The sequence below is a fragment of the Pontibacillus marinus BH030004 = DSM 16465 genome (genome assembly GCF_000425225.1).
In the GTDB taxonomy this organism is placed as follows: Bacteria; Bacillota; Bacilli; order Bacillales; family BH030062; genus Pontibacillus; species Pontibacillus marinus.
Genome location: NZ_AULJ01000008.1, coordinates 113,551 through 126,002 on the forward strand (window position 1 = coordinate 113,551; position 12,452 = coordinate 126,002).

A 12,452-nucleotide genomic window follows, 5' to 3' on the forward strand; every position below is an offset into this window, starting at 1 on the left:
ACATGGTAGATTTAATAATGAAAGATATATTAGGTACTCCGGCTATATTAGTAGGATTATTTGCCTTGCTAGGACTGGTAGCTCAACGTAAAAACATCGCAGATACAATCTCCGGGACATTAAAAACTGTTATGGGATTTGTGATCTTGGGAGCTGGAGCTAATGTATTGGTGCAATCACTAGGGAAGTTTAGTGATATGTTTGATAAAGCCTTCAGTGTAGATGGCGTTATACCAAATAATGAGGCGATCGTGGCTCTGGCTCAAGATAGTTTTGGTACCGAAACAGCAATGATCATGTTATTTGGTATGGTTGCCAATATCGTGATTGCACGCTTTACGCCTTTTAAATATATTTTCCTAACTGGGCACCATGCGATGTTTATGGCTTGTCTAATCGCTGTTATTCTAACGACTGGTGGACTAACAGGTGCTCCTATGGTGATTATTGGTTCTATTATTCTAGGTTCGATTATGGTTTTATTTCCTGCACTTTTACAACCTTATACACGTAAAATTACAGGATCCGATGACTTTGCAGTTGGTCACTTTGGAACTGCAGGTTATTTAGTATCTGCCTTCATTGGAGGAAAAGTTGGAAAAAACTCACGCTCCACTGAAGAAATTAATGTCCCGAAATCTCTTGGATTCTTACGAGATACTTCAGTATCCGTATCCTTAACGATGGTTATCTTGTTCTTCATCGTGGCAGGTTTTGCTGGTCCTACCTTTGTTGAAGACAATCTAAGTGGCGGACAAAACTTCCTCGTATTCGCCTTTATGCAAGGTCTAACGTTCGCAGCTGGGGTTTACATTATCCTTTCTGGTGTTCGTATGCTACTAGCTGAGATCGTTCCAGCATTTAAAGGGATCGCTGATAAAATTGTTCCAAATGCAAAGCCAGCACTTGATTGCCCATCCGTATTCCCATTTGCGGGTAACGCAGTAATTATTGGTTTCTTATCCAGTTTCATCGCAGGACTTTTAAGCATGTTCCTATTACCAATCTTCGGCTTAAAAGTTATCGTACCAGGCCTCGTTCCTCACTTCTTCACAGGTGCAGCAGCAGGTGTGTTCGGTAATGCAACTGGTGGACGTAAAGGCGCCATTTTCGGTTCAATGGCAAACGGAGTCATGATCAGCTTTTTACCAGCATTACTTCTACCTGTACTAGGATCCCTAGGGTTTGAAGGAACAACATTCGGAGACGCTGACTTCGGTGTTGTAGGAGTCATCTTAGGTAACCTTGTTAGCCTATTTGAATCCAATGTTCTATTCATCTTAATTACACTAGCAGTACTTGCAGTAGCCTTCTTCATAGGATGGAAAGTCCAAGGGAAGGACGAAGAGGAGACAGAAGCAGCGTAGTATCATTCCGGATGGTGTGTTCCGGGTGGTGCCTGGCACCACCCGGAATTTGTCGAATTGAAGTGTAGTGAGTTACTGGTGCCTGACCCCCACTCTTTTAAAGTGATAAAGAGTGGGGGCAGTTTTTAAAAATAACATAAGATAGCATTAATACTATCAGTGTCGGTACACTATTTTCTATAAGCATGTTTTGTAATGTCTGATTCTAAAAATTTGAAGTTAAATATGTAGGTAATGTAGTAGCTTTTGAATTTTGTTGAGGGGGTGAATATATGAGTGATTTCTTCAAAAAGTATGCGAATATAAGAGGAGAAGACCATGTAAAGCATCTTCAGCTTGAAGGACAAATAGCGGCTCAAATTAAAACGAAACGTCAAAGTCTGCAGTTATCTCAACAAAAGCTTGCAGATTTAGTTGGTGTTCCAAAATCAACGATTGGAAGGATTGAAGCGGGCATAACGAGTCCTAGACTAGATACCTTACTACAGATTTCAAAAGCATTAGACACTGCCTTTGTGATTGATGGTACGAATGATCAACCTGATGTCAAAATTCCATAAAAGTGCCTGACCCCCACCACGGTGATGCTTTAATGCGGTGGGGGTCAGGCACTTCTGTCTATTTATTTAACTTCTTCCAACAACTCATATGCTTCTTCTTTAGTCTCAACGTTCAACAACTTTTCACGATACTCTTCATCCATCAACTGGCGAGATAACATCTGAAGAATCTTCAGGTGTTGGTCACCTTCGCTATCTTTCGGTACTGCGATCATAAAGATGAGTTTTGCAGATGTGCCATCGAAGCTATACCAGTCGACTCCGTCTTTTTTACGTCCGAAGACAACACTTGGTTTGGTAACGGTGTTTGATTTTCCGTGTGGGATGGCGATGTTCATGCCGATTCCTGTTGTGCTTTCTGCTTCGCGAGCTAGGATGGTTTGTTTGAATTCATCTTTTGATTGGATCGAACCATTTTGCTCTAGTTGATCTACCATGTGGTCAATTACGTCATCTCTTGTGTTTCCTTCTACATCAATGTCAATCAAGTTCATATTTGTGAGGTCTACAAGTTTTTCAGACTCTTCTGCTAGTGTTTTTTCTTCCTCAACAGGAGCCTCAGGTTGCTTTTCTGCGACAGGTTGTTCAGCCTGAGTTTCTTCAGTAGATGAAACTGTTGCTTCTGTTTCTACATCTTTTTTCAATAAGTTCGCAACCGTTGCAGTTACTAGAGAACCAGCGATAATTGCGATAAAGAACATAAATACGTTATCTACTGCGCCAAGTACAGCAACAATTGGACCGCCGTGTGCAACACGATCGCCTACGCTACCTAACATTGCAATAACGGCACCGACCATAGCACCTGCCATGTTACTTGGGATTACGCGTAATGGGTCTTGCGCTGCGAATGGGATGGCACCTTCCGTGATACCGAATAGTCCCATTGTGAATGAAGCTTTTCCTGTTTCGCGCTCGGATGATTGATATTTCTTTTTTTTCATAAATGTTGCAAGTCCCATTCCGATTGGAGGGATTGCGATTGCTGCTGCAATGGGTCCCATGATTTCGTAGTTACCTTCACCGATCATAGCGGAACCGAATAGGAATGCTACTTTGTTTACAGGTCCGCCCATGTCAAAGGAGATCATGGCGCCTAAAATCAATGCTAGTAAAATAGAGCTTGTACCCTGCATGCCTTCTAACCAGCCTGTTAAGCTCGTGAATACCTGTGCAATCGGAGCACCTAGGAATAGTACGAAAATAAGTCCTACAGCAAGGGATGCTAGTACAGGGATCACGATAATAGGCATGATCGGTTGTACAGCTTTTGGTACCTTCAAGTTCTTAATCCATAGTGCAATGTAACCAGCTAGGAAACCAGCGATAATACCGCCAAGGAAGCCTGCGCCAGCTTCACTTCCATAAAGTTCACCGTGATTGGCAATGTAACCACCCACCATACCAGGGGCTAGTCCAGGACGATCAGCAATACTGTATGCAATAAATCCTGCTAAAATTGGAACCATGAATGAGAACGATGCTGCACCAATGCTTTCGATGGTTTTCCAAAATGAATCATCCGGTATGACGATTCCGCTTGGTGTTTTGTCGCCACCGATTGTTAGGGCGATGGCAATAAGTAGACCACCAATAACGATGAACGGAATCATGTAGGAAACGCCGTTCATTAAGTGACGGTAAATCGGGTTTTGCTTATCTTTCTTTTGACCGGAATCAGAGGAGGCTTCATTCCCGTTTCCTTGATAAATGGCTGCCTCTTTATTTCGAATTTGATTGATTAATTTTTCGGGTGAGTTGATCCCTTCTTGAACCCCAACAGCTACCATTCTTTTACCGTTGAAGCGGCTTTTCTCAACAGTTTTATCAGCTGCAATAATGACGCCATCAGCTTCACGAATATCTTGTTCTGAAAATTCGTTTTCAACACCAATGGAGCCTTGCGTTTCTACTTTAATCTCTACACCTAATTTTTCGGCGGCTTTTTGTAGGTTCTCAGCTGCCATGTAGGTGTGTGCGATACCATTTGGACATGATGTAATCGCTAACAGTTTCATGTTTGTTCCTCCTTCGCCTTTCGTAATCGCTTACATATAATATAACAGCGAGATCTCATCTAAAAAGACGAAATCTTTACCGTAGGCTCCGGAAGTATGTGATTTATTATGATTTTAACGAAGCTAAAAAACTCATTGCATCTTTTTGTTGGGTTAAACGGTGAACGTGATCAGGGTTTTCACTTAGCTCTGATAGTTCTTGGAACAATCGTTTTGTTTCCTCGCGATTTTGACTATGAACAGCCAGTAAACAGATGAACGATACCTTCTCAGATCCCCACTGAATCGGCTCTTCTAATGTAGCGATTGCTACGGCCGATTGTTTTATATAATTGGGATTTCCGTGAGGGATGGCTAGCCCACCGCCGATGTTTGTTGATGCTGATCTTTCGCGTAATAAGCAAGTGTGGATATATTCTTCTTCGACGTACCCTTTTTTGTATAGCTGTGTTGCCAGTTCTTCGATTAGTTCATAGCGATGAACAGGTGGGTGTTGCAGGTTTACAAGAAAAGGGCTGGTAAAAGTTAATAAGACGGATTCTTGCTTTTCTTTTTCAGGATTTTCTTTTATAAAAGTTTCTAGTTTCTGTTCATCTTTTGCCTCAAGTAATGGTGACACCACGATATGAGGTGTGCGGATGTTTTCCAAAGGGATGGTTGAGATTACAAAATCCACTTGGTTCTCTTTTAGATAATGAGACAGATCTGCTCGGGCGATAGAATCAACTACAGTTAGGGTTTGAAATTTCCGTTCTATCTTGGTTTGGAGTAGTTGTGACATCCCGATTCCCATATGGCAGACGATCAATACATTTTTCTGAATTCCTTCTTGAGAGGTTAGGCGTTCTAGAGCAGCTTGGAAGTGTAAAGTGATATAGGCTGCTTCCTCTTCAGGGATTTTGTAAGAAAAGTGTTGTTGAACGTCTTCTAATACAAGGAGTACTTGATCAAACATATGAGGATACATCTTCTTAATGTCTTCGAGCATCGGATTGGATACTGAGAATGCATAATCCAAACGGTGCAAAGTCGTTTTGAGATGCGTCTGTAATCCATTTTTCAGCTGAATATCCTTATCGAAACTTAGCTCACCTAGTTCAGTCATCCGCTCAATCATAAATTCTGTAATAGGGAAGAGGGAGGGATGAGATTCATCTGTTGAATCAAACCGAACCTTTCCGCCTAGAATGTGTAAAGTGATATACACGATTTCTGGTTCAGGGAAACGAACAACGAATGTGGGCTGGAGCTTATCGAGAAGCTCTTTTGTCCATGCGTATTCTTTTTTCTGTTTTATCTGTGAAAATTCATTGGCCGATAGTTGTATGGGGTCCCCGATTTTAACGCGTTTGATCATCAATAATATATGGAGCGTGAGTCCGTTTACTGTGTCATCTGTAAAATAAAGCTCATGCTTTCGCTGGAAAGAATCTAGCTCATTTTTGATGATCGATACCTCATGATTATTGAACAAACGTTTGATCAAATGATCTGTACCCGTTTGCTTATGGGTTAAGTCGTGAACACGAGCGAGCGCTTTTCGCTTGTTTTTTTCTGTTCCTTCTATATAAATACCTACACGTTTCTTCGTAATCAACGCTAAGTCGAAGTTTTCGAGCCAATGTTGAATTTCCTCTAAGTCTCGTTTGACCTGAGATTTCGGTGCAAAATATGTGGATGTTATGCCGTTTATCGTTTTTGGTGACTTGGACATTAGTAAATCATATGCCAAACGCATTACAAGGTCATCCTGGTCTTCTTCTGTATTTGCGTCTTCCTGATATACGTAGTTATAGAGAGATGATTTTTCTGCCTCATCAATGTCTAAGGAAACACCAAAACCAGGTTTTCTGTTTATGGTAGCCTTCCAATCCTCTTCGTGAAGTAACAGTTCAATGCTTTTTAAGTCATTTCTTACTGTCTTCTCCGAACAATTTAGCTCTTCAGCAAGGTCTTGAACATACATATATTGATTTGGATTTCTAAGTAAAATTGAAAGTAACTTTTGGTGTCTTGGGTGCATGCTTTCACCTTCTTATGTATTTGGTCCTAGGTGTAGTATAGACCAATGCGGTGCCTGTCACCACCCGGGGATTTTGTTGGTGCCTGACCCCCGGTGCGGTGATGCGGTAACGCGGTGGGGGTCAGGCACCGTGCAAGGCACCGTGCATAAAATTCAATGTGACAAGGGAGAATCTCTAATGAAGGAGGAGTTAGGGATGAATTTTGAAGAGAAGAATCGTCGATCAAATCAGAATGAGGAGGGGGAATCAGGTAAGAAGAGGGAGCCTTATTTTGATCCTTCTATACCTGATGAACCTCTCATGTCTGATGAAGATACATCTATTAATGCATCCAATGCTAAGAAGAAATAACTCTTATGCGTATCTCTCCATCATGATGCTTGATGGGGAGATACTTTATAAAGCTGATTTCCTAAATATCTAGCTAATTCAAGCATTCCATGGATATTCGCTTCTTGCTCAGCGTCCGTATTATAATTGGTATTCGTGTTAACATCATATGTGTACACTTGGCCATGCTGATCGTGAATCGCTTCAATGCCTGCTACTTCGATGGAATTGGCATATAGTAATTGTTCATAGTATTCGATGATCGGGTCACGATATTCAGTTAAGATCTCAAACTTCGCTCCACCTTCTGACTCTGCTCCAGTTGGGCAGTATTGATCTTCAATGGAACAAGCATCTGCAGGGCAGAGTTCGAAGCCTTCAGATGTGTCTACTTTTACTGCATAAAGGAACTTTCCACCCACAAATTCATGACGGATAATATAAGGTTTTGGTGCATCAATATATTGCTGTACTAAAGTAATACCATCTACAGGTTCCTCGAAATTCGCACCATATACATATTCCTCAAGAGCTTGAATAGAGTGAAAGAGCTGAACACCTTGACCTTTACCAGCACGATTATGTTTTGTAATAAAAGGGGAGAGGTTTAACTGCTTCGCTGCGCTTACAATGTCATCTTTTCCTAATGCTACTAGAGTTTTAGGTGTTGTAACCCCGTTTTGATTTAAGCTCATATATTGCTCCACTTTGCTTAATTCCAAACTAAGTGCACGACTGCCGTTAACCACGGTTCTACCATGACGCTCCAGCCATGAAAGGACCGCTTTTGTAAATTCAGGTGCAAAACGGTGATTCCTTGTGTGTGAGGATGCACTCATTCGGTTATAAAAGACTCCTTGAGGTGGCTCCTTGGTTAAATCAATGGATCCATGATCGAGGTGCCAGCATTCGTAGGGAAGGTGCAACTCTTCTAAACGTTTCGTTAGGTGAGCGGTCCATTCTTCGTTTTCGTGTAATATATAAATTTTGCTCATGTTTGTAGCTCCTTTTTATGTGTTCGTTTTGCTTCAACTAAAGGCATGACCTTTTTACTGAAGCGTTCCATTTCTTCTAATTGAGGTGAGCATTGTAGTAAAAGAAGGTCAACTCCAGCTTCTTCAAACTCTAAAATGCGTTCCGCGATTTGTTCGGGTGTACCAATGAGCTCAGGGCGTAATCCTCGATTTGAAACAGAGTAATCTAAAAGCTTCACTTGTTGTTCAAGCTGAGACTTGTTGGTGAAGTCTTGATAACCAGCATAAGCGCTCGATTCTTTTACCTGTGTAATCCGGTTCAGCTCATCAAAAGCTTTCTGTTCTGTATCGCGGCAAATAACATAGGCTGCCATGCCGAATGATTGAAATGGAGGTTTACCGGCTTCTTTCCGTCTGCTCTTCATATCTTCAATTTTTGTTTGGACCTCTTCAACGGTGCCGCCATGCATGACATAAGCGTCACAATGATCAACAATTGTCTGTTTTCCGCGAGGGCTTTCTCCGCCAGCATATAGCTTCGGATTTGGTTTTTGTACCGGTTTAGGGTGGAGATGGGTGTCCTGAACCTCGTAAAACTTACCTTCATAACTGTAGGTCTCGTTTTCCTCAGCCCATAGGCCTTTTACAACTTCTAAAAATTCATCGGTTCTGTCATATCGCTCATCATGCGCCGTGAATGCTCCGCCATATTGTTTCGCTTCTTCTCCCCACCAGGCTGACACGACATTTAAGGTGAAGCGGCCACCTGAAATGTGATCAATGTTAGAAGCCATCTTTGCTGTAATGGCTGGGTTATGAAAGTTAGGGCGAACCGCTGCCATGATCTCGGTTGTCTCGGTCACCGCTGCTAGGCCAGCTGCCGTTGTCCAGGCTTCTAGAGAGTCATGTTCTGGTCCCTTAATATCATTTAAATAAAGCTCTGCGATTAAAGTCGTATCAAAACCTAACTGTTCTCCTTGCTGGATGACCTTTTTTGCGTATTCAAATGTGGTAGGCATTCCTTCATCCTCTACGTTCCGTAACCAACCTCCAAAAATCGGTAGCCAATAGCCATATCTCACATCATTCCACTCCTTCATTGTTCTTATAGTAATCATATGAACTTACTTGGTTTAATGGTGCTACTAATTAACATTTATAGCTTTAATATATAAAAAATCCCCTCTTCAAGTCTGGCAGACAAGAAGAGGGGATTTGGTATAAGGCTATCCCACACTTCTCATCTGCCAGGACACTGCCTGTTGGAATTGGCACGGTATTCACGTGGAACCCGTTGCCGAGGTTTCAAAGGGCCTTTCCCTCCACCTCTCTGGATAAGAAGATTGAATTTTTTGATATATTGTAAATGTAATCATACACGGCGTGGGAGGAGGTGTCAAGTGCCTGTCACCACCCGGTTTTTGTCGAAGTATGTTGTTACAGAAGGTGCCTGACCCCCGCCGCTTTACAGCATTACCGCGGTGGGGGTCAGGCACTACTTCACATTTTTATTTCAATTCAAACACTTTCCCGTTTTCTACTGTGCAGTTTTCTCCGATAAATACTTGGAATTTTCCTTTATCGCTCTTTAATTCCATGTCGGCATGGTAGTAGCGTAGTTGTTCTTCTGTAATGGTGAATTCAACCGTTTTGGATTCGCCAGGTTCTAGGTGGATTTTCTCGAATCCTTTCAATTCTCGAACGGGGCGTACAACTTCTCCTACTAGGTCACGTAGGTAAAGCTGAACGACTTCTTCACCTGCAACTTCTCCTGTGTTTTTCACTTGCACAGAAGCGGTTAGCGTATCTGTTTTACTTATCGTTTCAGATGACAATGTAACCTCACTATAATCAAACGTACTATAACTTAACCCGTAACCAAATGGGTAGAGTGGGGTGTTTGGTGCATCCAGATACTGTGATTGGAAACGGAAGTCCGGGTCATTCAATTCTTGTGGACGTCCTGTATTATAGTGGTTGTAATAAATCGGCACCTGTCCAACTGAATGAGGGAAGGACATGGTTAGTCGTGCTGATGGATTTACTTCCCCAACCAAAATATCTGCTACTGCGTTTCCGCCTTCTGTACCTGGGTACCATGCTTCAACAATCGCATCGGAGTGCTCAATGACACCGTGCAAATCAAGCGGGCGTCCATTAAACAGTACAGTGATCACTTTTTTGCCTAAAGCACGGATTTCTTTAATTAAATCCAGTTGAACTTGTGGTAGGCGGATGTCCGTTAAGGATCCTGCTTCTCCGCTCATATCAGAATGTTCGCCAAGAGCTAAAACAACGGTATCAGCACCCTCTGCAGTTTTTATCGCTTTATCAACCAACTCTTGTGAACCTTTTTCAATTCCACAGCCTTCTGCGATTGATAGGTTTTCAGAAGAAACGTACTGACGTAACCCTGTTTCAACGGTTATGGTATCCTTGCTTTCGCCTCCCCATGACCATGGTCCAAGGATGTCTGTGCTTTTTGCAAATGGGCCGATGAGTGCTACCTTTTCACTTGTGTCTAACGGAAGTGTTTGTTTGTCATTTTTCAAAAGCACGATCGATTTAGATGCAAGGTCTCTAGCTACCTGACGATGTTCATCTGATAATATCACGCTTTTCTCTTCCTCAGGGTTAGCAGAACGGTAAGGGTCCTCAAATAAGCCTAGCTTTTGCTTTAATTGTAGAATTCGAAGGACAGCTTCATCGAGAACCTCTTCTTTTAGCTCTCCTTCTTCAATTAGAGCTTGTAGATAATTCACATAGCAAGACGTCATCATTTCGATGTCCACGCCGGCTTCGGCTGCTTTTAGAGCGGCTTCTTTTTCATCTTCAGCAACACCGTGTGGAATTAATTCTTTTACAGCTCCCCAGTCAGAAATCAATACGCCATCAAAACCAAATTCCTCACGAAGGACTTTGCGCATGAGGTGTTTGTTTCCGGTAGAAGGGATTCCATTTAAAATATTGAAAGCTGTCATCACCATTTCACAGCCTTCATCAAGGGCAGCTTTATAGGCAGGAAGGTACTGTTCACGTAGCATCCATTCGGACATATCTACCGTATTGTAATCTCGACCGCCTTCTGGAGCCCCGTATGCTGCGAAGTGTTTTACACATGAAGCAACTTTGTATGGATCGTTCACCAAGTCTCCTTGGAAACCTCGTACAAACGAACGTGCGAATTCACTATTTAAAAACACATCTTCTCCTGTTGATTCCATGACACGTCCCCATCTAGGCTCTCGGGATAGGTCAACCATAGGTGCGTAGGTTACATGAACGCCTGAAATAGCGGCTTCTTTTGCTGCAACTTCTGCACTTTTTTCAGCTAAGTCCAAGTCCCATGAACCACCGATTGCTAAGGGTACAGGGAATATGGTTTTGAAACCGTGTACAATATCGGACATAAATAATAAAGGGATTCCTAGACGGTTATCCTCTAAGTGTTTTTTCTGGATATTGATCGTTTCTTGTGCGCCGGAAGCTCCCAGTACGGAACCAGCTTGTTCAATATCTTCTTCAGTAATATTCATGTCTACCATAGGACCTGTAATATGTCCTCGGTCTGAAGCTCCTTTAAAAAATGGAGTGGCTAATTGAACAAGTTGTCCGACTTTCTCCTGTAATGTCATTTCATTTAGTAATGATTCTAGTTGGTCGTTTCTCATAATTACCTCCAGCAAACTGTGTGATGATTTGAAACGTTTCGATTCGATTTAAGTAGAAGTATATAGACCCGTATTCTCTGAGTCAATAAGTAAACACTAAATAATAAAGGGTTTTCATAAAAATTTAGAAAAAATTAAAAAAGTTGTTGAAAGCGGATACATGATGTCGTAGAATAACCTCAAGTGAAACGTTTCGATTATTCATTTTTTAAAAAAAGGAGAATTCTTAATGAAAAAATTACTTGTCCTTATGTCGATGATGGTACTATCCCTTGCATTAGTTGCTTGTTCTGGTGGCGATGAAGGTGAATCGGCAGATGGTGAAAAGACGTTAAAGGTATGGGCTATGGGTGAAGAAGGTAAGAAGCTTAAGGATTTTGTGAAAGATTTTGAAGAAAACAATCCGAAAATTACTGTAGATGTACAAGCTATTCCTTGGGGGAAAGCTCATGACAAATTATTAACGGCTGTTGCATCAGGAAATGGTCCAGATGTTTTACAGATCGGAACAACTTGGGTACCAGAGTTCGCTGAAGCAGGTGCATTTAAGGATTTATCTGAGTACATGGATGACTATGAATCATTTAATAAAGACAATTTCTTCGACGGATCTGTTTCAACCATGAAATATAACGATCAAGTCGTTGGGGTTCCTTGGTATGTAGATACACGCGTTATGTATTACCGTACAGACTTATTAAAAGAAGCTGGATTTGACCAAGCACCAGATACTTGGTCTGAATTGAAAGATGCTGCGAAAAAGCTAGCTGACCGTGGTGAAGGACAGTATGGAATTGATATTGACCGAAATGACCAGATCAATCCATTTATTTTTGCATGGCAGAATGGATATGAAGCTGACCTTGCGAATAAGGATCTGAATTTTGAAAGCCCTGAATTCAAAGAAGCGATGGAGTATTATGTAAGTTATTTTGAACAAGGTCTTAGTCAAAAAGAAAAAGGCGGAGACATTATCCAAGGCTTCAAAACAGGGAAAAAGCCAATCTTCTTCAGCGGTCCTTGGATGATAGACATTATTCAAGATAAGGCGCCAGGAATAGAAGGTAAGTGGGCAACAGCTGTAATGCCTAAGAAAGAATCTAGAACATCAAGCATGGGTGGATCAAACCTTGCTGTATTCCACAACACAGATAAAGTAGATGCTTCACTCAAGTTTATCTCTTATATGACACAAGTAGATACACAATTAGATTGGTTAGAAACGTCTAACACACTACCTTCTCGTACGGAAGCATGGGAAGACTCTGCATTAAAAGACGATCCAATGTATGAAACATTCGGAAAGCAGCTTGAGCAAACAAAACCAGGCATTCAAACAGAGCAGTTTGAGCGTATTGCACAAGAACTATTAGCAACATTAGAAAAAGTTGTTGTAGGAGATGCGGATTTAGAAAAAGAACTAGAGAAATTCAATAAAGAAGCACAGGAATTAATTACGGAAGATTAAAATGAATCGCAGGTGGAATCAGTCGATTTCGCCTGCCTTT

General features: G+C 41.6%; 9 protein-coding genes and 1 riboswitch. Of the genes, 4 read left to right on the forward strand and 5 right to left on the reverse strand.

The window, feature by feature from the left end:
• Window positions 1-2: 2 nt before the first annotated feature.
• Both H514_RS0101740 and H514_RS0101745 read left to right on the forward strand, forming a co-directional pair.
• Window positions 3-1,367, forward strand: a complete 1,365-nt coding sequence (locus H514_RS0101740) for a PTS ascorbate transporter subunit IIC (protein WP_027445392.1) — start codon at window positions 3-5, stop codon at window positions 1,365-1,367.
• Window positions 1,368-1,639: 272 nt separating this feature from the next.
• A complete protein-coding gene (locus H514_RS0101745) occupies window positions 1,640-1,927 on the forward strand; it encodes a helix-turn-helix domain-containing protein (protein WP_027445393.1) in 288 nt (95 codons plus the stop codon).
• Between the two features lie 62 nt (window positions 1,928-1,989).
• Here H514_RS0101745 and H514_RS0101750 read toward each other — a convergent pair whose 3' ends face one another.
• The gene (locus tag H514_RS0101750; RefSeq protein WP_027445394.1) at window positions 1,990-3,945 is read right to left on the reverse strand and encodes a PTS fructose transporter subunit IIABC; all 1,956 of its coding nucleotides are present in this window, start codon (window positions 3,943-3,945) and stop codon (window positions 1,990-1,992) included.
• 106 nt (window positions 3,946-4,051) lie between these two features.
• Window positions 4,052-5,968 (reverse strand): BglG family transcription antiterminator, encoded by a 1,917-nt coding sequence (locus H514_RS0101755; RefSeq protein ID WP_027445395.1) that lies wholly within the window; start codon window positions 5,966-5,968, stop codon window positions 4,052-4,054.
• A gap of 196 nt (window positions 5,969-6,164) precedes the next feature.
• Between H514_RS0101755 and H514_RS0101760 the strand changes: the two genes are divergently transcribed.
• Window positions 6,165-6,320 (forward strand): hypothetical protein, encoded by a 156-nt coding sequence (locus H514_RS0101760; RefSeq protein ID WP_161625877.1) that lies wholly within the window; start codon window positions 6,165-6,167, stop codon window positions 6,318-6,320.
• A gap of 20 nt (window positions 6,321-6,340) precedes the next feature.
• Here the strand turns inward: H514_RS0101760 and H514_RS0101765 are convergent, their stop codons facing one another.
• The 3 genes from H514_RS0101765 to H514_RS0101775 form a co-directional block, all read right to left on the reverse strand.
• Entirely contained in the window at window positions 6,341-7,294 is a 954-nt protein-coding gene (locus tag H514_RS0101765; protein ID WP_027445397.1) for an ATP-grasp domain-containing protein, read from the reverse strand.
• Window positions 7,291-8,355, reverse strand: a complete 1,065-nt coding sequence (locus tag H514_RS0101770; protein WP_027445398.1) for an LLM class flavin-dependent oxidoreductase — start codon at window positions 8,353-8,355, stop codon at window positions 7,291-7,293. Before H514_RS0101770 ends, H514_RS0101765 begins: the two co-directional genes overlap by 4 nt.
• Window positions 8,356-8,510: 155 nt before the next feature.
• Window positions 8,511-8,614: riboswitch (SAM riboswitch) on the reverse strand.
• A 167-nt stretch (window positions 8,615-8,781) separates the two neighbouring features.
• Window positions 8,782-10,944 (reverse strand): glycoside hydrolase family 3 N-terminal domain-containing protein, encoded by a 2,163-nt coding sequence (locus tag H514_RS0101775; RefSeq protein WP_027445399.1) that lies wholly within the window; start codon window positions 10,942-10,944, stop codon window positions 8,782-8,784.
• Between the two features lie 229 nt (window positions 10,945-11,173).
• On the opposite strand from H514_RS0101775, the gene H514_RS0101780 reads away from it, so the two are divergent.
• Complete coding sequence (locus H514_RS0101780; protein ID WP_027445400.1) at window positions 11,174-12,412, forward strand: sugar ABC transporter substrate-binding protein; 1,239 nt, start codon at window positions 11,174-11,176, stop codon at window positions 12,410-12,412.
• The last annotated feature ends 40 nt before the right edge of the window (window positions 12,413-12,452 follow it).

Coding starts and splice junctions, on each gene's coding strand:
- H514_RS0101760 (WP_161625877.1), top strand. CDS start 6,165: ATGAATTTTGAAGAGAAGAATCGTCGATCAAATCAGAATGAGGAGGGG.
- H514_RS0101750 (WP_027445394.1), bottom strand. CDS start 3,945: ATGAAACTGTTAGCGATTACATCATGTCCAAATGGTATCGCACACACC.
- H514_RS0101745 (WP_027445393.1), top strand. CDS start 1,640: ATGAGTGATTTCTTCAAAAAGTATGCGAATATAAGAGGAGAAGACCAT.
- H514_RS0101775 (WP_027445399.1), bottom strand. CDS start 10,944: ATGAGAAACGACCAACTAGAATCATTACTAAATGAAATGACATTACAG.
- H514_RS0101755 (WP_027445395.1), bottom strand. CDS start 5,968: ATGCACCCAAGACACCAAAAGTTACTTTCAATTTTACTTAGAAATCCA.
- H514_RS0101740 (WP_027445392.1), top strand. CDS start 3: ATGGTAGATTTAATAATGAAAGATATATTAGGTACTCCGGCTATATTA.
- H514_RS0101780 (WP_027445400.1), top strand. CDS start 11,174: ATGAAAAAATTACTTGTCCTTATGTCGATGATGGTACTATCCCTTGCA.
- H514_RS0101765 (WP_027445397.1), bottom strand. CDS start 7,294: ATGAGCAAAATTTATATATTACACGAAAACGAAGAATGGACCGCTCAC.